The sequence below is a fragment of the Acidimicrobiales bacterium genome (assembly GCA_036378675.1).
Classification (GTDB): Bacteria; Actinomycetota; Acidimicrobiia; order Acidimicrobiales; family Palsa-688; genus DASUWA01.
Map to the genome: position 1 here is coordinate 50595 of DASUWA010000007.1, position 22973 is coordinate 73567.

19 protein-coding genes are annotated in these 22973 nt (G+C 66.8%); 11 read left to right on the top strand and 8 right to left on the bottom strand.

The window, feature by feature from the left end; translation table 11 throughout:
* Nucleotides 1-22: 22 nt before the first annotated feature.
* Nucleotides 23-463, top strand: coding sequence for a MarR family transcriptional regulator (locus VFZ97_02425; GenBank protein HEX6392267.1), 441 nt, complete (start codon nucleotides 23-25; stop codon nucleotides 461-463).
* A 10-nt stretch (nucleotides 464-473) separates the two neighbouring features.
* On the opposite strand, the gene VFZ97_02430 is transcribed toward VFZ97_02425, so the two are convergent.
* Nucleotides 474-2486, bottom strand: coding sequence for an acetoacetate--CoA ligase (locus VFZ97_02430; protein HEX6392268.1), 2013 nt, complete (start codon nucleotides 2484-2486; stop codon nucleotides 474-476).
* 491 nt (nucleotides 2487-2977) lie between these two features.
* Between VFZ97_02430 and VFZ97_02435 the strand changes: the two genes are divergently transcribed.
* Complete coding sequence (locus tag VFZ97_02435; GenBank protein ID HEX6392269.1) at nucleotides 2978-4375, top strand: NAD-dependent malic enzyme; 1398 nt, start codon at nucleotides 2978-2980, stop codon at nucleotides 4373-4375.
* Here VFZ97_02435 and VFZ97_02440 read toward each other — a convergent pair.
* Nucleotides 4365-4871 (bottom strand): SRPBCC family protein, encoded by a 507-nt coding sequence (locus VFZ97_02440; GenBank protein HEX6392270.1) that lies wholly within the window; start codon nucleotides 4869-4871, stop codon nucleotides 4365-4367. The two genes, VFZ97_02435 and VFZ97_02440, sit on opposite strands and share 11 nt — an antisense overlap.
* A 233-nt stretch (nucleotides 4872-5104) precedes the next feature.
* Here VFZ97_02440 and VFZ97_02445 point away from each other — a divergent pair, with 233 nt between their 5' ends.
* Both VFZ97_02445 and VFZ97_02450 read left to right on the top strand, forming a co-directional pair.
* Nucleotides 5105-5839, top strand: coding sequence for a hypothetical protein (locus tag VFZ97_02445; GenBank protein HEX6392271.1), 735 nt, complete (start codon nucleotides 5105-5107; stop codon nucleotides 5837-5839).
* Nucleotides 5840-5856: 17 nt separating this feature from the next.
* Nucleotides 5857-7632, top strand: a complete 1776-nt coding sequence (locus VFZ97_02450; GenBank protein HEX6392272.1) for a DNA polymerase Y family protein — start codon at nucleotides 5857-5859, stop codon at nucleotides 7630-7632.
* 39 nt (nucleotides 7633-7671) lie between these two features.
* Here the strand turns inward: VFZ97_02450 and VFZ97_02455 are convergent, their stop codons facing one another.
* Nucleotides 7672-8178 carry a DUF664 domain-containing protein gene (locus VFZ97_02455; GenBank protein ID HEX6392273.1) on the bottom strand — a complete coding sequence of 169 codons (507 nt, stop codon included), beginning with the start codon at nucleotides 8176-8178 and terminating at the stop codon, nucleotides 7672-7674.
* Nucleotides 8179-8227: 49 nt separating this feature from the next.
* Between VFZ97_02455 and VFZ97_02460 the strand changes: the two genes are divergently transcribed.
* On the top strand, nucleotides 8228-9085 hold the full coding sequence (locus tag VFZ97_02460) for a TauD/TfdA family dioxygenase (protein ID HEX6392274.1): 858 nt from the start codon (nucleotides 8228-8230) through the stop codon (nucleotides 9083-9085).
* Here the strand turns inward: VFZ97_02460 and VFZ97_02465 are convergent.
* Nucleotides 9075-10217: an amidase gene (locus VFZ97_02465; GenBank protein ID HEX6392275.1), complete on the bottom strand. Its 1143-nt coding sequence runs from the start codon at nucleotides 10215-10217 to the stop codon at nucleotides 9075-9077. The genes VFZ97_02460 and VFZ97_02465 overlap by 11 nt on opposite strands.
* Nucleotides 10218-10273: 56 nt before the next feature.
* Between VFZ97_02465 and VFZ97_02470 the strand changes: the two genes are divergently transcribed.
* The 3 genes from VFZ97_02470 to VFZ97_02480 all read left to right on the top strand — a co-directional run bounded on the left by VFZ97_02470 (nucleotide 10274) and on the right by VFZ97_02480 (nucleotide 16802).
* A complete protein-coding gene (locus VFZ97_02470) occupies nucleotides 10274-13696 on the top strand; it encodes an error-prone DNA polymerase (GenBank protein HEX6392276.1) in 3423 nt (1140 codons plus the stop codon).
* Nucleotides 13697-13875: 179 nt separating this feature from the next.
* On the top strand, nucleotides 13876-15972 hold the full coding sequence (locus VFZ97_02475; protein HEX6392277.1) for a DUF2232 domain-containing protein: 2097 nt from the start codon (nucleotides 13876-13878) through the stop codon (nucleotides 15970-15972).
* Complete coding sequence (locus tag VFZ97_02480) at nucleotides 15966-16802, top strand: energy-coupling factor transporter transmembrane protein EcfT (protein ID HEX6392278.1); 837 nt, start codon at nucleotides 15966-15968, stop codon at nucleotides 16800-16802. The genes VFZ97_02475 and VFZ97_02480 overlap by 7 nt, the downstream gene beginning before the upstream one ends.
* Before the next feature lie 2 nt (nucleotides 16803-16804).
* Here VFZ97_02480 and VFZ97_02485 read toward each other — a convergent pair whose 3' ends face one another.
* Nucleotides 16805-17428 carry an EamA family transporter gene (locus VFZ97_02485; GenBank protein HEX6392279.1) on the bottom strand — a complete coding sequence of 208 codons (624 nt, stop codon included), beginning with the start codon at nucleotides 17426-17428 and terminating at the stop codon, nucleotides 16805-16807.
* 237 nt (nucleotides 17429-17665) lie between these two features.
* Nucleotides 17666-19060, bottom strand: a complete 1395-nt coding sequence (locus tag VFZ97_02490) for a type IV secretory system conjugative DNA transfer family protein (GenBank protein HEX6392280.1) — start codon at nucleotides 19058-19060, stop codon at nucleotides 17666-17668.
* A 115-nt stretch (nucleotides 19061-19175) separates the two neighbouring features.
* On the opposite strand from VFZ97_02490, the gene VFZ97_02495 reads away from it, so the two are divergent.
* The 3 genes from VFZ97_02495 (at nucleotide 19176) to VFZ97_02505 (ending at nucleotide 20843) form a co-directional block, all read left to right on the top strand.
* Nucleotides 19176-19454: a 4a-hydroxytetrahydrobiopterin dehydratase gene (locus VFZ97_02495; GenBank protein HEX6392281.1), complete on the top strand. Its 279-nt coding sequence runs from the start codon at nucleotides 19176-19178 to the stop codon at nucleotides 19452-19454.
* 74 nt (nucleotides 19455-19528) lie between these two features.
* Nucleotides 19529-20431 carry a mycothiol conjugate amidase Mca gene (gene mca, locus VFZ97_02500; GenBank protein HEX6392282.1) on the top strand — a complete coding sequence of 301 codons (903 nt, stop codon included), beginning with the start codon at nucleotides 19529-19531 and terminating at the stop codon, nucleotides 20429-20431.
* Nucleotides 20432-20441: 10 nt separating this feature from the next.
* Nucleotides 20442-20843 carry an SCP2 sterol-binding domain-containing protein gene (locus VFZ97_02505; protein ID HEX6392283.1) on the top strand — a complete coding sequence of 134 codons (402 nt, stop codon included), beginning with the start codon at nucleotides 20442-20444 and terminating at the stop codon, nucleotides 20841-20843.
* 13 nt (nucleotides 20844-20856) lie between these two features.
* On the opposite strand, the gene VFZ97_02510 is transcribed toward VFZ97_02505, so the two are convergent.
* On the bottom strand, nucleotides 20857-21402 hold the full coding sequence (locus tag VFZ97_02510; GenBank protein HEX6392284.1) for a methylated-DNA--[protein]-cysteine S-methyltransferase: 546 nt from the start codon (nucleotides 21400-21402) through the stop codon (nucleotides 20857-20859).
* Nucleotides 21399-22907, bottom strand: coding sequence for an AlkA N-terminal domain-containing protein (locus VFZ97_02515; protein ID HEX6392285.1), 1509 nt, complete (start codon nucleotides 22905-22907; stop codon nucleotides 21399-21401). The genes VFZ97_02510 and VFZ97_02515 overlap by 4 nt, the downstream gene beginning before the upstream one ends.
* Nucleotides 22908-22973 lie beyond the last annotated feature (66 nt).

Sequence of the window (22973 nt, forward strand, 5' to 3'; positions counted from 1 at the left end):
GCCCTTGGTTACACTCACGCCGATGAGCGCCCAAACGACCTCTTTGGGAAGCCAGCTCCGGTTGGCGGTCCTCCGCCTTTCCCGCAGGCTCAGACAGGAAGCCGTCGGTGAGATCACCCCTTCTCAGCTTTCAGCTCTCACCGTCGTCGCCAAGAGGGGTGAGGTCACCCTGGGGGAGCTCGCGGCCATCGAGCGGATCGCGCCCCCCTCGATGACCCGAATCGCAGCTCGTCTCGAGGACCGGGGGTTCGTGCAGAGGCAGGTGGATCCGACAGATCGCCGCGTCGCCCGTCTCGTAGCGAGCGAGACGGGTCTCGCGTTGCTCGACACGATCCGGACACGCCGGGACGCGTACCTGGCTTCGAGGCTCCAGGAGTTCACAGATGAGGAGCGAACCGTGCTCGAAGCAGCCGTGCCGCTCCTCGAACGGATCGCTTCGGGGGACGAACTTCCGCCCTCCTGAGCAGTCCTCGTCAGCTCTCGTTTACATCAGCACGAGCGCGAGCAATGGCAAGGATCGGGGCGAGGCTGTCTGGGTTGGCGACCGATGCGATGGTCAGGACCTGATCGGGATCGGCTCCGGCGAGGATCCGTTTTACGGGGACTTCGAGCTTCTTCCCCGAAAGCGTGCGCGGGATCGCCGCCACGTTGACGACGTGGTCCGGAACGTGCCGGGGCGACAGCGACTCGCGGAGCGTTTTCCGCAATCGATCACCCAGCGACTCGTCGGCTGCTTCGTCGATCGACTTGACCACGAATAGCCAGATCTCTCCCGGGCCGCCGACAGGATCCTCGACGTGAACAACAAGGCTGTCCGCCACCTCCGGAAGAGACTCCACCACCGCGTACAGCTCGGCCGTCCCTATCCTCACCCCGCCACGGTTGAGAGTCCCATCCGAGCGTCCTGAGATGACGACGGTCCCACGGTCGGTCAGGGTCGCTCGGTCACCGTGCGCCCACACTCCGGGGAATCTCTCGAAGTAGGCGGACCGATAGCGAGATCCGTCGTTGTCCCCCCAGAAGCCCACCGGCATCGACGGCAGCGGCCTGGTCAGCACGAGTTCGCCCTCCTCGTTGGTCACCGGGCTCCCCGTGTCGTCGAAGACTTCCACGCCGGCACCTAGGCAGCGGCACGAGATCTCTCCGGCCCACACCGGGTGCAGCGGGCTGCCACCGACGAAACCCGTGCAAACGTCGGTGCCGCCGCTGAACGACGCGAGCACGATGTCGTCGGACAAGGCTTCGTATACCCATCGCGCGGCTGACGCCGGCAGCGGCGAACCGGTCGCGCCGAGGGTTCGCAACCGCGTCATTCCGAACGAGGATCTGGGGGACACGCCAGCTTTACTGCACGCGACGAGGTAGCCGGACCCAACTCCGCCACAAGTGGTTCCAGTCTCTTCCATCACCTGCCACAGGCCGTCGACGCCCGGCCAGGCTGGATCGCCGTCGAACAGCACCACGGTCGACCCAACCAGCAGTCCCGAGACACAGAAGTTCCACATCATCCAGCCGGTCGTGGTGAACCAGAAGAAACGGTCCGCGGGCCCAAGGTCGAAGTGGAACGCCAAAGCCTTAAGGTGCTCGACAACGATGCCCCCGTGACCGTGCACGATCGGTTTCGGTCTTCCGGTGGTGCCCGACGAGAACAGGACGTAGAGGGGATGGTCGAAGTCGACTTCTAGGAACTCGACAGGCGAACCTCCGGCACGTTGGTCCCCGGCGGAAATGAGGTCGAGCCATTCCGTCCAGCCGGGAGGCGGGCCGGCGGCGGTTCGCAGGTACGGAAGCCACACCGCGGTCTCCACGCTAGGAAGCCCACGAAGGACTTGGTCCGCGTGCTCGCGACGGTCGACGTCCTTCTCCCCGAAGCGATAGCCGTCGACGGCCAGAAGCACCTTGGGTTCTATCTGCGAGAAACGGTCGAGGACTCCTGTCACGCCGGTCTCGGGCGCGCAGCTCGACCAGATTGCACCGAGGCTCGCGGTTGCAAGCATCGCTCCGAGCGTCTCCGGAATGTTCGGCAGGTACCCGGCTACTCGGTCCCCGGGGTGCACGCCGGCCTGAAGCAGCCCGGCGCGCACGGATGCGACCAACCGGACGAGCTCCCCCCAGCTCAGGCGGATCTCCTCGCGAGTCTGGGACAATGCGAGCACCGCCGGCGAGTCCGGGGAACGCGACGCGTACCGCAGGGCGTTCTCTGCGTAGTTCAGAGTTGCGCCTGGGAACCAGCGCCAGCCGGGAACTCGCGTGTTGTCCGGTTCAAGCGCGGCGCCCGGACGTCGTCGCCAGGTCACTTCTAGCCATTCGGCGACGTCGTTCCAGAACTCGCCGCTGCCCTCCGCCGATACCGACCAGGCCCACGCTTCGTCGTAGCCGGCGAAGCCCTTGTGCTCGAGATACGCGTGGAGCAGCGACCCTTGCTTCCTGGCTGCGGATGGCGTCCACAGCGGTTCGGGTCTTCCTCGTGCGGGCGACGTAGGCACGGCGGCTATTCGACCACGTCGCTGGTCGTGCATGGGCACACTCGGCTATCTGTCCTTTAGGAGAGATCCGGTAGAGCTATCGTCCGAGCAGATAGGCACTGCGACGGACGTTGCTTGTAAGAGAGGTGCTGTGACGAATGTCGCTTGACTCGATCGTGAAAAGTTTCCCATAATGATGGACGTAGCTCGGGGCGATTCCCCCCCCGCCCCTCGAGCCTTGCGAAGGACCGGCATCCCCCCGCCGGTCCTTCGTCGCGTTTGAGCAGGAGCGCGGGCCCGGCCGGATGCCCAACCTCACAGGGGCCGTGGACAGTAGCCCGGCCGCAAGCCAAAGCGCCTCGGTTTACGTTCGGGTCGAGGCCTGTCCGGCCATCCCCCCGGGGGCCCGCGGCCGGCCTCGCCCGAACACCCCCTCTTGGCCCCTAAGCGTAGAGTGCCGTTCGACACATCGGCAAGGGTGAGGTTTCGCCGCCAGTCGGTATCCTCCCTGGATGGCCACTCCGTTAGCCGCATTCTCGTTGCGCCTCCGGGCGCGTATCCGCAACCAGCCGGGTGTCCTCGGTCAGCTCGCAAGCGCCATCGGCGTCGCCGGCGGAAGCCTGGTCGGAATCGAGATCGTGGCCACCGACGGCGCAACCGTCACGCGCGATGTTGTGGTCTTCTGCGGCTCGGAAGGCCACGCTGCGGATGTCGAGGCGGTGGCCCGTGGAGTCGAGGGGATCGAGATCCTCGAGGTCGAAGACCGGACGTTCGCGTTGCACGAGCACGGCAAACTCAGCATCGACAGCAAGGTCCCACTGAGAGACCGGGACGATCTGGCCATGGCCTACACGCCCGGGGTGGCGAGGGTCTGCATGGCGATCGCCCACGACCGCCTGCTCGCTCACCGCTACACGATGAAAGCCAACACCGTCGCGGTCGTGAGCGACGGCAGCGCGGTCCTCGGACTCGGCGACATCGGCCCCGAAGCTGCCATGCCGGTGATGGAGGGCAAAGCGATGCTCTTCAAAGAGTTCGCCGGGATCAACGCGGTCCCCGTCTGCCTGAGAGTGTCGTCGCCGGACGAGCTGGTCGACACGGTCCAGCGGATGGAACCGATGTTCGGCGGCATCAACCTGGAGGACATCGCCGCGCCGCACTGCTTCGACGTCGAGCGGCGACTCACCGAGACCATGTCGATACCGGTGTTCCACGACGATCAGCACGGCACGGCCGTCGTCGTTCTTGCCGCGCTGCGCAACGCCACGAAGCTGGTGGACAAAGACCTCCCGGATCTGCGGGTCGTTCTCTCCGGCGCTGGCGCCGCGGGTGTGGCGATCACAAAGATCCTCATGACTGCAGGCGTCAAGGACATAGTCGCCGCCGACCGGAAGGGAGCGATCCACAGCGGTCGCGAAGCGCTCGACCCGTCGAAGCAATGGCTCGCCGACAACGCCAACCCCAACGCCCATTCCGGCTCCCTCCAGGACATCCTGCGAGGCGCGGACGTGTTCATCGGTGTGAGCGGCCCCGGTCTGCTTCACCGCAGCGACGTGGAGACCATGGCGGAACGGCCGATTGTTTTCGCGCTGGCCAATCCCGTCCCGGAGGTCCTTCCCGAGGAAGTCGAGGGAATCGTGGCCATCATGGCGACGGGGCGGAGTGACTATCCGAACCAGATCAACAACGTGCTGTGCTTCCCGGGTATCTTCCGAGGCGCTCTCGACGCCGGCGCCACCAAGATCACCGAAAACATGAAGCTCGCGGCCGCAGACGCCATCGCCGCCGCGGTTCCAGCGGACCAGTTGCGACCGGAGGAGATAGTGCCGAGTGTTTTCGCTCCTGGAGTCGGGCAGTCGGTCGCGTTGGCGGTCGCGGAGGCCGCCCGCGCCGACGGGGTCACACGCTGAGGCTGGCTCCGATGCGCGCGCTCAGGTTGGTCATCGCCCTTCGGAAGTAGCGCGGCAGCATCGCATCCATGAGTGGGCTCATCCTGGCGAGCAAGGGGTGGGGCTCCATCGCGATGGTCCACTGCACGGTGCAGTGAGTGCCGGCGTCACCCTGAGGTGTGATCCGGTAGTCCTCGGCGAGCGCCCTGGCGAACGGTGCGCCCGCGCGCGACACGAAGAAGGTCCAGCGGTGCGGCTCATCCCACACGAGGATCGTGTCGGTGTAGCGAATGCCCGCCATGGTCACCTCGCGAATCGCTCCGGGTCCGTGCGGTGGTGAGGTCATATAGCGGCCGTGGTACGAGAAGCCGGGGTTCCAGGCCCCCCAGCCGGCGGGGTCTTCGGCGAGCGCCCTGAAGATGGCGACCGGCGGCCGGAAGAGCACTTCCGTGCTGACGCAACGATAAGGAGCTGAGTCGAAGAAGTCGGTTCCGACCTCTTTCAGGTCCCACGGCACGACGTCAGGTTAGAGGGACTCGGTGAAGCCATGACCGGGTAGAGAAAATCGACCATGATCGATTTTCCCTACCCGGCGTCGGGGTAGAGCCCGCCGGCGCCCGGTTGCGGTACCGCGGGTAGAGAAAAGGAACCCTGGTTCCCTAACACTGCCCACCTCCACACCTCCACACCTCCACACCTCCACCCCTCCACCGCTCGACGTCGAACGGGTGTTCGTATATGGTCTGAGCTGTGGAGGATCTGCTCGGCGCCGCAGCTGCAAGGAGCCGGCCGATCGCTATGGCCGGAACCCGCAAGCTCGAGGTGGAGGGCGCCTTGCGGGGTCTTTTTCTCTCTGGAGGAATCCAGCGCGGGATCACCGTAGGAGTGGGCTCGACCGGTGTGCCGGGAAGTGTGTCGTTGGCATTGGCCGTCACAGGAAGCGTGATGGCCGGTGGTTCCTGCTCGTGGTCGGCGGCCGTCGGATTCCCGTCACTCGGCCTGGCCGCGGCTGCCGAGCTCGGTGTGCGACTCGAGCGGTTCGCGCTGGTTCCGGCACCCGGCGATGGCTGGCCGGTGGTGGTCGCCTCGTTGCTCGACGGAGTCGATTTTGTGATGTTGCGACCGCCGGCTCGGGTCCGCCCGCCTGACGCACGCCGCCTCGCAGCCCGGGTCCGGGAACGGGGGTCGGTGATGCTAATCGTGGAAACAGCAGAGCAGCAGAGGTGGCCGGAGTCCCCAGACGTCCGTCTCTACGTTGAGTCCGCAGAATGGGTCGGGCTCGGCGCCGGCCACGGAAACCTCCGAGCGCGCAAGATCGAGGTGTCGGTAGGAGGCCGGCGGGTGGCCGGGGGCAGGAGCCGGCGGGTTTCACTGTGGCTGCCTGGTCCGGGTGGGGGCGTGGAAGAGGTGGAAGGCACTGGGCGAGAAGGCGGGGTTCCGGCGGAGTTGGGTGGGGAGCCGGTTGTTGTCTCGGCGGCGGGCTGAGTCGGGGAGCCGGCGAGATGCCCAGGACACTCATCGTCTGGTACCCCGACTGGCCGGCGGTGGCGGCTGGCTGCTGGCCGGATGAGCCGGCTGTTGTCGTGTTCGCCAACCGCGTCGTCGCAGCAACAGCAGCAGCCCGGGCGGACGGGGTGACACTGGGACTCCGCCGGCGTGAAGCCCAGGCCCGATGCCCGGAAGTTGAAGTGGTAGCGGCCGACGGCGGTAGGGACGCCAGAGCGTGGGAGCCGGTTGTCGCGGCGATCGAGACCCTCACCCCCGGCGTCGAGATCCTGGCGCCCGGTGAGATCGCTTTGGCTACCCGAGGCCCCTCGCGCTATTTCGGTGGTGATCCGGCGCTGGCGGAGCTGGTGGCTCGCACGGTCGACTCGGCGGTCGGTGTGGCGGGTTCGGGTGTGGCGGGTTCGGGTGTGGCGGGTTGCAGAGTCGGGGTCGCTGACGGGCGTTTCGTGGCCGGCCTGGCCGCGAGGGTCGCCGGCAAGCTCACCGGCGAGAGGGTTGTTGTAGTGGAGCGGGGCAGGAGCCGGCAGTGGCTTGCCCCGCAGCCGGTCTCGGCTTTGGGGGAGGGGTATGAGGAACTGGCGGGCCTTCTTGTCCGTCTCGGTGTCCGCACCCTCGGCGATTTCGCACGGCTGCCGGCGCCGGCGGTGTTGGGGCGGTTCGGCACATCGGGGGAGACGGCTCACAAGATCGCACGCGGGCTCGACCCGCGGCCGGTCACTGCGCGTACCCCTCCACCTGAGATGGCGGTGTCTGCCGAGTTCGACCCGCCGGAAACGAGGATCGAGGCGGCTGCGTTCGTCGCCAAGGGTCTTGCTGATCAGCTTCTCGAACGATTGGAGCGGCAGGGTTTGGCCGCGACGATGGTGTCCATTGAGGCGCAGACCGAGCACGCCGAGCACCTTGTGCGCCACTGGCGTCATGAGGGTGCGCTGAGCGCCGGCGCTCTGGCCGAGAGAACCCCCTGGCAACTGGAGGGATGGTTCGCCGGAACCGGCGGGGCCCAAGGATGTACCCAAGGATGTACCCAAGGATGTACCCAAGGATGTAATGGAACGCCATCCGCCGGGCTGACCCTTCTGCGCCTCGTTCCCGAAGAGGTCCATCCCGATACCGGTCGCCAACTCGGTTTCTGGGGGGGATCGGCCGAGTCGGATGCCCGGGCGGCAAGAGCGTTCGCCCGGGTCCAGGGCCTCCTTGGACCCGACGCGGTGATGACCGCGGTGCGCGCCGGCGGAAGGGGCTGGGCCGAGCAGATCCGCCTGGTCCCGTGGGGGGACTCACGCGAGTCACGCGAGTCACGCGAGGAGACGGGACCGTCGGTCGAAGGCGGTCGGCGCCGGCGAAGGGCGCGGGGCGGTCCTGCGGAATCTCCGCCATGGCCAGGGAGGCTGGGCACGCCGGCGCCGGCGGTTGTGTATGTAGACCCGAAAAGGGCAGATGCGACGGGGGCAGATGCGACGGGGGCGGATGCGGTGAGGGCGAATGCGGTGAGGGCGGATGCGATGAGCGCGGAGATGCTGGACGCGGCTGGGCGGCCGGTTGAGATCAACGGACGCGGCCTTCTCAGCTCACCCCCTCTTTCGGTGTCGATAGCCGGCGGTTCCCCGAAGCCGGTTACAGCATGGGCTGGGCCGTGGCCCATCGAAGAACGATGGTGGGACCGCGGAGGTGGTCGCCGGCGGGCACGGATTCAGGTGCTGCTCGACGGCGGGGATGCGCACCTGCTCAGCCGCGAGGGCGGGCGCTGGTGGGTCGAGGCCAGCTACAGCTAACGCGCCGGCGGTGGTGCCGGCGCCGGCGCAACATCAACGTCAGTAACCGAGCAGGCCCCGGATGTACGCCGCCTGCCCCACGTGCTGGAGGCCGTCGTCGGCGATGCTCACCAGCCTCACGCCCATGGTGACGGGCGGATCCCAGCGTCGGTCGACGACACGTTCGAGGTCCGCCGGCTCGAGTCTCTCGAGCATCGCGACCGTGCGCGCTTGAACCGCCTCGAGATAAGCCTCCAGGATCGATGAGTCGCGGGGCGTGACTGTCGCGACATCGTCAGGGGAGTGGCCGTAACCGGTGTTGTTCGGGTCCGGCGCCAAGCCGACCCGTTCGGCCCAGTCGCCACCAACCCAGAGCTGCTCGGTTTTGAGGATGTCCGAGACGTGATGGTCTTGCACCCGCGTGAGGTGCCACACCAGCCACGCGATCGTGTTCACCTTCGGCGCCGGGCGGGCGACAACAGCCTCCTGTGGCAGGCCGCGCAGCACCTCCCCGACCAGGGGAGGAATTCGGCCGTAGATCTCCAGCAAAACCCCTTTGGACTCCATCGGATGTAGAGCCTACGACGCACGGCCACAGTGTCATAACCTCGGGGTGATGTCCGATATCGAAGTCCGGCGTGCCGCCGGCGCGCTGGGGGCCTACGTAACCGGCATGGACCTGACAAAGGCGCAGAGCGCTGAGGAGATGAAGCCCCTCAAGGACGCGCTCGCCGAGCACCTTGTGGTGTTCCTTCCGGACCAGCACCTCGACCTCGATGGACTCGAACGGCTGACCGACCTGCTCGGTGGACGCGACGTCACTCCTTACGTCGATCCATTGCCCGACCGCCCCCATGTCATCCGTGTCATCAAGGAAAAGCAGGACCAGCTCAACTTCGCCAACGCGTGGCACACCGATCTCAGCTACCTGCCAGAACCCCCGGCATACACACTGCTCCACGCGTGGGAGGTTCCGGACTACGGCGGCGACACCATCTGGGCCAACCAGTACATGGCGTTCGAGACACTCTCGTTCGGGCTGCAGCAGACACTGCTGAACCTCAAGGCGGTTCACTCAGCCGGCATGGCGTACGGAACCGGCGGCCTCCTCGACAAGGTGAAAGACCTGACGTCGATGGCCATCGCTCCGTCAGCAGAGGCGTATAACGAGTGGACCCACCCGGCCGTCATCACCCATCCGGTCACAGGTCGCAAGGCGCTCTACGTCAACCCGGTTTACACGACGAGGTTCGAAGGCTGGATGCCCAACGAGTCACAGTCTTTACTCACGTTCCTCAACCGGCACAGCGTCAACGAGAACCTCACCTGCCGCCTCCGCTGGGCCCGCCACACTCTCGCGATCTGGGACAACCGTTGCACTCTTCACAACGCCCTCAACGACTACCCCGGACAACGACGCGAGATGTTCCGCACCAGCGTCAAGGGCAGCGCACCCGCACTCGTTACAACCTGAAACCCGCTGCCTCCTCGACAGCTCCGGCGACCGTGCAAAGCAGCTCCTCCGCGTCCGCAGTACTGACGAGCTGAAGACTTGCGGGCATCGCACGCCCGCGCGCACGCACCGGCATGGCGAGCGCCGGCACTCCCGCAAGGTTGAACGGAGCCACATAGCGGATGCGGTTCAGCCGTGAAGCCTCCTCGATCGCCGGCGGCGCCGACGCGAGGGTGGGCAGCGCAAGCAGGTCCACGCGCCCGAAGACAGCTTGCAGCTCCTCGCCCCAACGCCCCTCCTCATCCCACGCGTCGGCGACTTCCGCATCGGTGATCGTCGCGCTCGACTCCAGGCGCGCCGCAACATCGGGGGAAAGCTCGCCGGCATGGGATCGCCACAGGTCCCCGTCGGTCTTCCACGCTTCCGCGCTCAAGACGGTCATGGCGGCCCGGGTGGCTTCATCCCATCGCTCGAGTTGAACGTCGGTCACCTGAAGTTCCGCCGCGGCCAGCGCCGCATCGATCGCCTCGTCGATCCACGTCTCAGCAGGAAGCCGTACCCGTCCGACGACCAGGTCGCGAACGGCAACGTCGTCGAGCTCGAAACCCGGTTCGAGCAACCGCATGCCGTCTACGACACCACCGACCGTCGCGGCCATCGGGCCGATCGTGTCCAGCGAAGGCGCAAGGGGAAGAACGCCGTCCAGAGGCACTTGGCCCCGTGTGGTCTTCAGCCCGACCACCCCGCAGCACGCCGCGGGGATTCGGATCGACCCTCCGGTGTCGCTGCCGAAGGCAACGTCGGCGTCGCCGGCCCCCACCGCGACGGCTGAGCCGCTCGACGAGCCGCCCGGTACCAGCGCCGGGTCGAGCGGGTTCACCGGCGTTCCGTACCACGGGTTGATCCCGGTGACCCCGAACGCCAGCTCGTGCATGTTGGTCTTGCCGACTATTACAACCCTCCCCTCCGCCTCGGCGGCTCTCGTGCCGGCGAGACAGGCGGCATCGCAGCTCGGAGGGTTCTCCTCCGATTGCGCCGCGATCACCTTGGAGCCGTTCGTCGTCGGAACGCCGGCCATGTCGATCAGGTCCTTCACCGCCACCCTCAGCCGGCCGAGGCCGGGCGCTGCGAACCTGGTGATGAAGGTGGCCATCGGGTCAGCTTGCCACCACTGGCGAACCGAACGTCTGTTCGATATGGTCGAGATCTGTGGGGTACCAGAACCCACCTGTTCCTTGGAAAGAGCTTGAGGCCCGCCTGTCAGGACGGACCCGGCACCGTCACGCCGACTACCCCGGCGACGGGGGCGACAGCCCCGCCTGGTCCTACAAGCGGCCCGCCTACGAGGCGCCGTCGGGTCTCAGCCGCCGCAGCGGGCTGGTGCCGTACGCGGAGCTGCACTGCCACTCGAACTTCAGTTTTCTGGACGGCGGGTCACACCCGGAGGAGCTCGCCGAGGAGGCCGCCCGGCTCGGGCTCGAAGCCTTGGCGGTAACCGACCACGACGGTATGTACGGCGTCGTACGGTTCGCCGAGGCGGCCCGGGCGGTGGGGGTGCCGACCATCTTCGGCGCCGAGATCTCCCTCGGGCTCACCCGGCCGCAGAACGGCGTCGCCGACCCGGAGGGAACCCACGTGCTCGTTCTCGCCCGAGACCCGCTGGGCTACACCCGGCTGTGCCGGGCCTTGTCGGTGGCTCACATGTCAGGCAAGGAAAAAGGCCGGCCGCAGGTGTCCCTCGACACCCTCTCCGCGATCGGGCGGGGCGCGGTGCCGGACCTCGGGGTCGATCCGGTAACGGTTGGTCAACCCACTGATCCTTCCGCCGGCCACTGGGTCGTGCTGACCGGTTGCCGCAAAGGGACCGTGCCCGCCGCGCTTGTCGCCGGCGGTCCTTCGAAGGGGATGGCGGAGTTGCAGAAGTTGCAACGGCTGTTCGGGCGTGAATCTGTAGTCGTAGAGCTGTGGGACCACGGCGATCCGCTCGACTCGGCCCGCAACGACGCCCTCGTCATGCTCGCCGACCGCGCCGGCGCGGACATCGTCGCCACCAACAACGTCCATTATCACAGCCCCTCCCGCCGTCCCCTCACTACCGCCCTCGCCGCGGTCAGGGCGAGAAGGAGCCTCGACGAGATCGACGGCTGGCTGCCACCGGCGGCCGCCGCGCACCTGAGGAGCGGAGCGGAGCAGTCACGACGTTTTGCCCGCTATCCCGGCGTCGTCGAGCGGGCCGCGGAGCTGGGTCTCGAGTGCGCGTTCGATCTTTCCCTCGTCGCGCCGAACCTTCCGCCGTGGCCGGTCCCCGAGGGGCAAAGCGAGATGAGCTGGCTGCGTCAAATAACCGAAGAAGGTGCTCTCCGCCGCTACGGACCGCGGCACGCGCCGAAGAACCCGAAGGCCTGGCCCCAGATCGACTACGAGCTGAACATGATCGAGAAGCTCGGATTCGCCGGCTACTTCCTGATCGTGTGGGACATCGTCGAGTTCTGCCGGACCCACGACATCTTCTGCCAGGGCCGCGGGTCGGCGGCCAACTCCGCGGTTTGTTACGCGCTCGGGATAACCAACGCAGACGCGGTCGATCTCGGGTTGCTGTTCGAACGTTTTCTCTCGCCTGAGCGCGACGGCCCGCCCGACATCGACGTTGACATAGAGAGCGGCCGTCGGGAGGAGGCGATCCAGTACGTGTACCGGCGTTACGGTCGCGGGTGCGCCGCGCAGGTCGCCAACGTGATCACCTACCGCCCACGATCGGCGGTGCGCGACATGGGCAAGGCGTTGGGTGCTTCTCAAGGCCAGGTCGACGCGTGGTCCAAGCAAATTGATCACTGGGGGCCGCTGCCGGCTTCAGATGCCCGTCCGGAGGACTGTGAGGTCCCGCCGGCGGTGATGGGTCTAGCCGCCGAAGTCCAGAATTTTCCAAGGCATCTCGGTATCCACTCAGGGGGCATGGTCATATGCGACCGGCCGGTCGCCGAGGTCTGCCCCGTCGAGTGGGCGCGCATGGCGGACCGCAGCGTGCTCCAGTGGGACAAAGATGACTGCGCCTCCGCCGGTCTCGTCAAGTTCGACATGCTCGGCCTGGGGATGCTCACGGTGCTGCACGCGACCGTCGATCACGTGCGTTCCTTCCACGGGGTCGAGGTGGACCTTGCTCGGTTGGAGCAGGAGCCTGAGGTGTACGAGATGCTGTCGAGGGCCGATTCGGTGGGTGTTTTCCAGGTGGAGAGCCGCGCGCAGATGGCGACGCTGCCGCGACTCAAGCCACGGAAGTTCTACGACCTGGTGGTAGAGGTGGCGTTGATCAGGCCGGGTCCCATCCAGGGCGGTTCGGTGCACCCTTACATCCGCCGGCGCAATGGAACTGAGAAGCCCACCTTCTTGCATCCCTTGCTGGAGCGCAGCCTCGAGAAGACGCTCGGGATTCCTCTGTTCCAGGAGCAGCTGATGCAAATGGCAATCGACGTCGCCGGGTTCACGCCGGCGGAGTCCGACCGGCTGCGCCAGGCGATGGGCTCGAAACGCAGCGTGGAGAAGATGGAGCAGCTGAAGGCCCGGTTCTACGGGGGGATGGAGGAGCGGGGGATCGTCGGGGAGGTGGCCGACTCGATCTGGGACAAGCTCGTCGCGTTCGCCAACTTCGGTTTCCCCGAGAGCCACTCCGTCTCGTTCGCCTATCTGGTCTATTCGTCGGCGTGGCTCAAGTGCTACTACCCCTCGGCGTTCTGCGCCGGCCTGCTCGACGGCCAGCCGATGGGTTTCTGGTCGCCGCAGACCCTTGTGGCTGACGCTCGCCGGCACGGTGTCGTGGTGCGCCGGCCTTGCGTGAACTCGAGCGGCGCGAAATCGAGGTTGGAGGCGTGCGAAGAGTCGGCGGGTGGTGCGGCGGTGCGGTTGGGGTTGTCGTACGTGCGCGGCGTTGGAGACGAAGTTGCAGAACGGATGGAAGCCGGGCAGCCCTACCGGGACATGGAGGACGTGGTTCGCCGGGTCGGTTTGTCGGCGCCGCAGTCGGAGGCGCTGGCTACGGCGGGAGCGTTCGAGTGCTTCGGCCTGGCCAGGCGCGCGGCTCTATGGGGGGCCGGGGCGGTGGCAGCCGCCGGCGGTGATGTGGATGCGACCAGTGGTGCCGTAACCGGTCGTTCCGGCCGTGTCGCCGCTCGGCTCGAAGGCCTCGTCACCGGTGCCGACGCCCCGCCTCTGGCGGACATGCATCCCTCCGAGGCCAACCACGCCGACCTGTGGGCCACCGGCCTCTCCCCGGACAGCTACCCGACCGAGTTCGTGCGAGAGGAGCTTGCCGCCGCCGGCGTAGTGACCGCGGCGAAGTTGGTGGAGCTGACGCCGGGGCAGAAGGTGTTGGTGGCTGGGGTGGTGACCCACCGCCAGCGACCGGCGACGGCGCAGGGGGTGACTTTCATGAACCTGGAGGACGAGACGGGGCTGGTGAACGTGGTGTGCTCGGCGGGAGCGTGGGTGCGTTTTCGGAGGGTGGCCCGCACCAGTCCGGCCGTGATCGTCGACGGGCGGTTGGAGCGGGTGGAGACGGTCATCAACGTGGTCGTGGAGCGGATCCGGCCCCTGCCGTTGCGGACCAAGTCGCTCCTGCCCTCTCGGGACTTCCGCTGACGGCGGTCAATCGGGGCTGGTGACTGTCCAAGCCTCATCGACTCCGCCCTGACTGTAGCGCTGGGTAGAGAAAAGGAACCCCGGTTCCCTTTCTCTACACACTTGACCAACTTAAACATTTCCTGAGCGTCAGACCCTTCGACACCCCAAGGTCTCCCTCAGATGGCACTCTGGAACCCGTGCCGGAAGAGACCCGCGCCACCGGGCCCCTGCGGCCGATCGAAATAGCGACGGCGTCGGTCATGGCGGGCGTTACGGTCGCGCTCACGGTGATCGGCTGGTTCCTGCCCCACCTCGGGCCGGTCGCCGCTCTCTCGGTGGTGCCACTCGGGGTGGTGTCGCACCGCCACCGTTTCCGGGCGCTCGCTGCCTCCGCGTTCGCTGCTTCGGTTCTGAGCTTCATGGTCGCCGGGACCGGAACGGTCTCCAACGTGGTCGAGTGCGCGATCGTGGGCGGCTTGGTCGGAACTGGGCTGCGTCGGAACTGGTCGTTCGGCGCCGTGTTCGCGGTGGTCTCGCTCATCGCCCCCGTGCTCGCGGCCGTAGCTATCGGATTTCTCGAAGTGTTCTCTTCGATCCGGAAGCTCACCCTCGAGCAGATCCACAACACCTGGAAAGGCGTCGAGAAGATACTCCAGCGGCTGTCGGTGCCCCACAGCGTCACTCACGATCTCAACAGCTTCGTCGCTGCCATGATCCGGGACTGGCAGATCACCGTCGGCGTGCTCGTGATCCTGGCGACGCTCTGGTTCACGGTTCTCGCGTGGGTGCTTCTCGGTCCGGTCTTGGAGCGGCTCGAGTCTTTGCGAGCCGTCGACCGGCTCGACACGTTGCCGAACACCTTCGGGGAGGCATCCAACGGAGCCGCTCCACCCGCGCCGGCGCCGGTGCCGGTGACGATGGACAAGATCGGTTTTCGCTATCCCGGGTCCGCCTCGGACGCCCTCGCGGACGTGTCCATCGAGATCGACTCCGGCGAGTTCGTCGCGCTTGTCGGAAACAACGGATCTGGCAAGTCGACTCTCGCCCGGCTCCTCGCCGGACGGCAGCCGACGTCGGGAACCGTGCGCCGGCCCGGTCCGGCAGGACTTGGCCGGAAGGGCGGCACTGCGATGATCATGCAGCACCCCGAGACGCAGATCCTCGGCGTCCGCGTCGACGACGACGTGGTCTGGGGGCTTCATGACGCGAGCGACGTCGACGTTGCCGGGTTATTAGGAGCGGTCGGTCTCGAAGGCATGGGGCAGCGTGAGACATCGACGTTGTCGGGCGGGGAGCTGCAGAGACTGGCGGTCGCAGCAGCGCTGGCGCGCCGCCCGGAGCTGCTCATCTCTGACGAGTCGACGGCGATGGTGGACGCCGACGGAAGGGACAAGCTGACGTCCCTCCTCGCGCGCCTTCCCGAATCGCGAGGCATGACGGTGGTCCACGTGACCCACCGCCTGGAGGAGACCGCACGCGCCGACAAGACCTTCCGTCTGCGCGCCGGTCATCTGGTCGAGACCGACACTGTCGTTTCTCCGGGTTCGACCACAACCAACGGCGCCGCCCCGGTCGGGACGCGTTCGCCGGCCGGCGTTTCGGTCCATCCCAACGGTTCGCGGACCGCCGGCCACGTTCTTGAGCTGTCTGGGGTCTCCCACACCTATGGCGCGGGAAGCCCGTGGGCGCATCCCGCGCTAGCAGATGTCGACCTGACCATACGACCGGGGGACGGGCTGCTCGTGGTAGGCAGCAACGGCTCCGGAAAGTCGACGCTCGCCTGGATCCTCGCCGGCGTTCTGCAGCCGACCAAAGGCGTCTGCCTACTCGGGGGACGACCAGTGCACGAACAGGTCGGTTCGGTTGGCTTGGCGTTCCAGCACGCCCGGCTCCAGCTTCAGCGGACGACCGTCAAGGAAGACATAAGCGCCGCCGGCGCAGCCGACGACCACGCCGCGGCGGTCGCTCTGGCCGAGGGCGGGCTCGATCCAAACCGCTTCGCCGGGCGTGGCATCGACGAGCTGAGCGGTGGAGAGCAGCGCCGGGTTGCGCTGGCCGGAATCCTCGCCCGCCGGCCTTCCGTGATCGTTCTCGACGAGCCACTCGCCGGCCTCGACGCGCCGGCGCGCGAGTCCCTCGTCGACCTCCTCGCCAGGCTTCGATTCGACCAGGGGCTGACGGTCGTGGTCATCTCCCATGACCTCGAAGGCATGGAGCGGGTATGCGACCGGGTAGTTCGATTGGAGAGCGGCCGGGTTGTTTTCGACGGGTCCCGCGAGGCGACACCATGCTGAAAACAGACTCCCGCACCCCCTACAACCGCGACTCCGAACGACGCCCACCGCGGATCATCCTTCTTCGCGAGATCCCGGGGGACACGCCTGTCCACCGGCTCTGGGCGGGAACCAAGCTCGTTGCTGTCGCAGGTCTCAGCGTCGTGCTCTCCTACTACCCGTCGTGGGGTGCGCTCGGTCTCATCACCTGCCTGTTGCTAATCGCCGGCCTGGTTGCGCACATCCCGAGGGGCGCCCTGCCCAAGCCACCTTTCTGGTTCTGGGTCGTGATCATCGTCACCGGTGGTCTGGCTTCGATCTCTGGTGGCAAACCTCACCTGACCATAGGCGGAGCGGTTCTGGGACTCGGCGGGATCGACGCCTACCTCCGTTTCGTCTCGATCGGGATCGTGTTGCTGCTCGCCGCGGCCATGGTCGGCTGGACCACGTCGCTCGGCGAGATCGCCCCAGCGGTCGCGCGGCTGATGGCTCCACTGAGGCTGGTTCGTTTCCCGGTTGACGAGTTCGCAGTAGCGGTTGCTCTTTGCGTTCGAAGCCTGCCGTTGCTCGTCGGCGAGCTGCGCGTCCTGCTGGCCGCACGCAAGCTGCGGCCCGCGCGCCCGCCCAGCCAGGGCCGTTCTGGTCTCGAGCGGTGGCTCGACGAGCTGATCGACATCCTCGTAGCCGCCCTCGCGGTTTCGGTGCGCCGCGCCGGCGAACTGTCCGAAGCGATCACCGCACGCGGAGGAACCGGGATGATCGCGGCTCGGACGGTGAAGCCCGGCCGGCGCGACGTGGCCGCCATCCTTTTAGTCGCGGCGGTGTGCGCCGGCGCGGCTTTGCTGCCCTGAAGCTAGGGAGCTACGGCGGCGGTCGGGCGGCCCGCAACCGAGTTGCCAACGTTCGCCACGACGACGAGCGCCATCGCGGTCAGCTCCCGCGCCCCGGGATGCTGACCGAGCACCACCAACCCGGCCAGCGCCGCGAGCGCCGGGTCCAGGCTCAGCATTACGCCGAAGGCCCTACGCGTCACCCGTCTGAGCGCGACCAGCTCGAGCCAGTAGGGGATCACCGAGGACAGGAGCGCAACCGACGAGCCGAGTCCGAGCACGTACCAGGAAAAAAGGTTCCCGCCTCCCGAAACCAGTCCCGCGGGCAGTATTGCCGCCGCGCCGGTGATCATCGCGATCGTCAGTCCGCGTCGAGCCTCGAAACGTTGGCCCGTCTGCTTGTTCAACACGATGTAAGCGATCCAGAACGCGCCCGCGAGGCCCGCCAACGCAACACCGCCCGGATCGAGACCGCGACCGGTTGCCGAAGCGAGCAGCGCCACTCCGAGACCGGCCATCGCCGCCCAAAGCCCGTCCGACCAGCGGCGAGATCCCACGAGTGCGACGAGCAGCGGGCCAGAGAACTCGACGGTCACCGCGGCACCGAGCGGGATCCTCGCAATGGACTCGTAGAAGCTCAGGTTCATCGCCGCGAGCACAAGCCCGAACGCGGCTGCGACCGCCCAGTCGGATTTCGGTCGCAGGCGTGTTCCCCTTCGCAGTACGAGGAAGTGCCGCGAGGATGATGGCCGCGATCACCAGGCGGACCGTGACTGCACCGACCGGGCCGACCCGGTTGAACAAGTGGGTCGCGAAGGCGGCGCCGAACTGGACCGAGACCGCGCCCGCACCGACGAGGCTCACAGGCGGCAGAGCCGGGCGGTTCATCGGCCGAGTGTACGAATCTCCGCCTGCGCCGGCTCCAGCGGCCTCTCCAGTCTGGATCGTCTTACGTTCGAGAAGGGCTCCTGCAACCACCACGGAGGTAATGAGACGTATTCGGGCGGCCGTGGTCCGGCCAGGAGGAGAGCGCTGCCTTTCGGCAGCTGGTTGACCGCCTCGGGCGGGATCCTCCGCTGCCGCTGGGTCGACCAGGTCACCGTCGGAGAGCCGTAACCGGGGCCCCACGCCGAGCTCCGGCTGACGCTCCGGACGGGAACGTCCACCTCGCCGCCGAGCTTCGAGACCAGCTCCAGGGTGGACAGGTCGCCGATACCCGGCAACACCAGCTTGGTCCCGAACAAAGACAGGAATCCGTCGGCCGCCGGGCCCCACCTGACCCTCGCCTGGGAAAGGTCCTGAAGGCATCCCACCGTCAACACCCCTTGGCCGCCGCCTTCGCTGACCAGGCCAGGCAAGTCGGGGAGTGGCGCGATGTTTGCGAGCTCGTCGAGCACCATGGTCACCGGGGGAGCCGCCGCCATGCTCTGCCCGGCTGTGGCTCTTGCCGAGTAGGCGGCAGAGCGGATCTGCTCGAGGAACGCCACCACTATCGGAGACGTCAGATCCTGGTGGCGCGCCGGCGCACAGATGTACACGGTGTCGCTGCTCTGGGCAAAGGCCGCGGGATCGAAGTTGACGGCGGTGGAGTTGTCGAGAACCGCGTCGGAGCGGTAGGCGGCGAGCACCCCTGCGAGGCTCGACCAAATCCCCGACAGCTCCCGCCGGTCGGTCGACGCGATCCCGCCGAGCGCGTCGGCTGCGACGGGGAGGCCGTTCGCATGCAGAGTCGCCTGTGCGGGACCGAGGTCCTGGCGCAACGTCCATCCGAGGACATCATCGATACCGTCACCTGATAGGAATGCCGCGTGCAGCAGCGGCCCCAACAGCGCTTCCGCCCTCTCGGTCCAGTGAGCCGACTCCCCCTGCCGACCGGCCGGCCTGGCCGCTTGGGTCATGGCTCTGGCCATTACAAGCGAATCGTCCCATGTCGATGCCGCCGCGACGGGTGACCAACGAAGTCTTGTGACGCCGGGCGGGTCAAGGCCGATCGATCCGCTGGGATCCATCAGCCAGCAACGCCCCATCTGCGAACGAGACTCGATGGTCGACATCAGCACGTCGGCCTTGGTAGACGTCGCGATCACTGCTCCGGGCGCGCACAGCACGTTCGGGACTGCCACCGCCGAGGTCTTCCCGGAGCGAGGAGGCCCCAGCACCAGAAGCGCTTGCTGTGAATCCGCTAGAGCCAAACCGCCCGGGACCGCGCCGGCGTACAGACGGCCGCCGTCATGAAGGATGAATTCCCGCAGCTGCTCCAGCGCGGCTTGTTCGGGCACGGCGTTCCCCCGCTTCGGTGAGACGTCTATTGCAGGGGAAGGCTTCGAGCCGGGTATATCCGCGGCACCGACGAGAGAATAGTCTCAACATCGAACCTTCGAAGGAGGTGGAGCGATGGCCCAGCAGCTTCTCGGGGAAGAGGCAATCGGCGAGGCCCTGAAGAACCTCGACTGGTCGCGCGACGGAGACGAGTTGGTCAAGACTGTGGTGCTCGCCGATTTCGCTGCCGCGCTCGGCTTTGTGAACGACGTGGGCCGGCTCGCCGAGCAACGCAACCATCACCCCGACATCAATATCTCCTGGAACACGGTGACACTCCGGCTGAGCACTCACTCCGCCGGAGGTCTGACGTCCGCCGACGTCGAGCTCGCCACCGAGATCGACAAGCTGTAGCGACGACACCGCCGGCGGAGGACCGCCGGGGTATTGCGTCCGGCAACCGCTGATTTCGCCGTAACCTTGACCAGATGACCCAGTTGTGCCTGTTGGCGGTTCACGCCCATCCGGACGATGAGTCCTCGAAGGGTGCTGCGACGGTTTCGCGCTACCACGCCGAAGGGGTGCGAACGGTCCTGCTCACCTGCACCGGCGGCGAGGAAGGCGACATCCTCAACCCGGCGATGGACCGCCCGGACGTCAGGGAGAACCTTTCCTTGGTTCGCGAGCGGGAGCTCGCACGAGCTGCGGAAATAATCGGCTACGACGAAGTCGTATACCTCGGGTACCGCGACTCGGGAATGCCCGGCAGCGAGGCGAACAGCGATCCGCGCAGCTTCGCGGCGGCTCCGCTCGACGAGGCCGTGGGCCGGCTTGTCGCGGTGATCCGCAGGGAGCGACCGCAGGTCGTGATCACCTATCCGCGAGATCAGAGCGGCTACCCGCACCCGGATCACCTTCGGGTGAACGAGATCTCCGAGCTTGCCTTCGATGCGGCCGGGGATCCCGACCGGTATCAGGACGCCGGCCCTGTTTGGCAACCATCGCGCCTGTGCTACGTCCGCTGGTCTGCGAAACGAATGCTCGCCATGCACAACAAGTTTCTCGAGCTCGGGTTGGAGTCCCCTTACACCGACGAGCGGCTGAAGCGTTGGATCGAGTCAGAAGCAGCGAAGGAAGAGGGCGAGCAGCCGGCTCTGCCGCAGATCGTGATCGATGTGCGCGGGTTCGTGTCCAACGCGCGGGAAGCCTTGCTTGCGCACGAAACCCAGGTCGACCCGAACTCGCGACATTGGTTCGGGTTACCGGCGGAGGTCGCCGACGAACTTCATCCGTACGAGGAGTACGACGTGGCCCGCGATCTGACCGCCGGAATCGGTGACGGTAACGACCTGTTTGCAGGGGTCGGGTCTTTGCCGGCTGGCCGGCGCTAGGAGGTCCGACATGGCGTTGGACTGGCTCAGCGACGATTGGGCTTCCGCCGCAGCCGGCGCGGTCGGCTTGTTGCCGCAAGCGCCCGGATCTTCGGGGACCGTCTCACTCGCGCTCAGCGAAGGTAGCGGCAAGAAGCGCCGCGAGGCCGGTTTTCACTGGCGCTACGACGATGGCAACGCGGTCGACGGCGTGGCGGGAGTCGACGCTGACGCCGATCTCGTCCTGCTCCTCGCCGGCGACGACGCTGCCGACGTTCTCTCCGGGAGGGTCGAACCGAGCGTCGCATTCATGCGGGGCAGGTTGAAGGCTTCTGGCGACGGAGCCCTGTTGATCCGGTTCCTCAGGTCGACCACCGATTCGAAGTTCGGTGCGTGGCGTGAGAAGGTGGCGGCCCTTGCCGGCGTGAGCTGACGAGCATCCTGAGTTACAGCGAGATGCCCTCGAGTTTCAGTAGGGCGACCTTGTTGTGCAAGCCGCCTCCGTAGCCGGTCAGAGAACCGTTCGCTCCGATCACGCGATGGCAGGGAATCATTATCGAGATCGGGTTGCTGCCGACCGCCGCGCCGACCGCTCGGCTTCCCTTCGGTCGTGCGATATCGGCTGCTACCCGACCGTACGTGGTGGTGATCCCGTAGGGGATCTCGAGCAAACGCTCCCACACCGCGCGCTGGAAATCGCTTCCGGCAGGGCGAAGCGCAAGGTCGAACTCGGTCAGATCCCCTTCTGCGTAGGCGGCAAGTTGCTCGGCTGCGTCCGCGACGGGTGTTCGGTCGCGCACCAATCCTTGCGAACCGTTCGGTGTACCCGGATGACTGTCGCCGAACCACAGGCCGGTGAGCGCGTCGCCGTCGCTGATCAAGAGAACTTCAAGCTTGGAGGTCCCAAGCGGCACGGTGATTTCGTCCCACCAGAAGCGACTCATCCCTTTGGTCTGGGGCAGAAAACGAGGGGCTGCGGTCTGCTTGATCATGCTTCTACACACTCCTTTTCGGAAGGTTGGGCGGCCTGCGGGGCCGTCCAGAGGTGGACGGTGACGTAGGAGCGCCATGGGCGAAACTGTTCGCCGGCGATGGCCCCGATACCGCGCTGATTGGCGATCGTTCTTTTGACGCCGAGATCGGTCTCCATGAACACGTCAGGGTCGCCGAGACCTCGCATCCGGACGTAGGACGAGGTCCAGCGCCCGATCCCCGGAAGCGCTCGCATGGCCGCTTCGGTCTCGTCGCGATCAGCACCGGGATCGATCTGGATGATGCCGTCAGCGAGCGATCTGGCCAGGGTGACGATGGCTTCTGCGCGGGCGGCGGGCAACGGCAACAACGAAGGGTCCGCAGATGCGATGGCGTCAACGGAGGGGAACGCGTGGGTCAGACCGTCGCGCGGCTGCTCGACCGACTTCCCGAACATCTGGACCAACCGGGCGGCGAGGGTGCGGGCACCGGTGACCGACACCTGTTGACCGAGGACCGCTCGCAGCGCTATTTCCGAACCGTCGACCGATCCTGGAATACGCAGGCCTGGTCTCGCCGAAACCAGTGGTGCCATCAGGGGATCGGCCCCGAGGATCGTCGACACCGCCACCGGATCGGAGTCCAAGTCGAGCAGTGCGCGCAGGCGCGCTACGGCAGTGGTGAAGTCGCGTGTGTCCTGCAGTTCGAGCCGGCATGTCACGTAGCCCGAGCCGATTGGTCGGTCTGCTCGCTGTTCGCGGCTCGTTGACCCGTTCGCGCCGACGCTGACAAATCCTTCGCCGTGCGGAAGAGCCAGAACTCTCGAATACGTAAGCCCGTCCCACGTCTCTACTCCCGGCACGGCGCGGGTGCCGATAAAGCCGAGCAGGTCACTCAGCTCGATAGGACGACGATAAGCAAGCTGGACTTCGATGGCTTGCCCGGCGGCGGGACGCGAGCGTCGCTTCACCGCCCCAGCACCTCGAATGTCCGACGGTGAAAGGGCGTAGACCTGGCGGACGCAATCGTTGAACTGCCGGACGCTTCCGAAACCCGAAGCCCAAGCGACGTCGGTGATGGGAATGTCGGTTGTCTCCAACAACATTCGCGCGTGCTGCACGCGCCGCGCCCTGGCGAGGCTCAGCGGCCCGGTGCCCAACTCGGCGAAGACGAGGCGGTGCAGCTGGCGGGTGCTGTAACCGATCCGGCGGGCAAGACCCGAAACGCCTTCTCTCTCGACGACGCCATCACCGATAAGGCGCATGGTCCGTGCAACCACGTCGGCTCTCCCGACCCACTCCGGCGAACCCGGCGCAGCATCGGGCCGGCAGCGCTTGCACGCCCGAAAACCAGCTTCCTGCGCGGCAGCCGCGGTCGCGTAGAACCTGACGTTCTTTCGTTTAGGTGTGACCGCCGGGCAACTCGGCCGGCAATAGATGCCGGTCGTAAGGACAGCGGTGAAGAAGGCGCCGTCGAACCGGCCGTCCCTGCTCGAGGCCGCTCTGTAGCAGTGCTCGTCGTCCATCACCGTTCCAGCATGGCGCCTCCGCGCGAGATTAACTGGCGGTTTTCGGACATGCACGTCCAGCGC

Excerpts from the sequence above, each read along its gene's own strand:
- VFZ97_02425 (HEX6392267.1), top strand. The coding sequence starts at position 23 with ATGAGCGCCCAAACGACCTCTTTGGGAAGCCAGCTCCGGTTGGCGGTC.
- VFZ97_02435 (HEX6392269.1), top strand. The coding sequence starts at position 2,978 with ATGGCCACTCCGTTAGCCGCATTCTCGTTGCGCCTCCGGGCGCGTATC.
- VFZ97_02450 (HEX6392272.1), top strand. The coding sequence starts at position 5,857 with ATGCCCAGGACACTCATCGTCTGGTACCCCGACTGGCCGGCGGTGGCG.
- VFZ97_02455 (HEX6392273.1), bottom strand. The coding sequence starts at position 8,178 with ATGGAGTCCAAAGGGGTTTTGCTGGAGATCTACGGCCGAATTCCTCCC.
- VFZ97_02460 (HEX6392274.1), top strand. The coding sequence starts at position 8,228 with ATGTCCGATATCGAAGTCCGGCGTGCCGCCGGCGCGCTGGGGGCCTAC.
- VFZ97_02465 (HEX6392275.1), bottom strand. The coding sequence starts at position 10,217 with ATGGCCACCTTCATCACCAGGTTCGCAGCGCCCGGCCTCGGCCGGCTG.
- VFZ97_02480 (HEX6392278.1), top strand. The coding sequence starts at position 15,966 with ATGCTGAAAACAGACTCCCGCACCCCCTACAACCGCGACTCCGAACGA.
- VFZ97_02485 (HEX6392279.1), bottom strand. The coding sequence starts at position 17,428 with ATGAACCTGAGCTTCTACGAGTCCATTGCGAGGATCCCGCTCGGTGCC.
- VFZ97_02495 (HEX6392281.1), top strand. The coding sequence starts at position 19,176 with ATGGCCCAGCAGCTTCTCGGGGAAGAGGCAATCGGCGAGGCCCTGAAG.
- mca (HEX6392282.1), top strand. The coding sequence starts at position 19,529 with ATGACCCAGTTGTGCCTGTTGGCGGTTCACGCCCATCCGGACGATGAG.
- VFZ97_02505 (HEX6392283.1), top strand. The coding sequence starts at position 20,442 with ATGGCGTTGGACTGGCTCAGCGACGATTGGGCTTCCGCCGCAGCCGGC.
- VFZ97_02510 (HEX6392284.1), bottom strand. The coding sequence starts at position 21,402 with ATGATCAAGCAGACCGCAGCCCCTCGTTTTCTGCCCCAGACCAAAGGG.
- VFZ97_02515 (HEX6392285.1), bottom strand. The coding sequence starts at position 22,907 with ATGGACGACGAGCACTGCTACAGAGCGGCCTCGAGCAGGGACGGCCGG.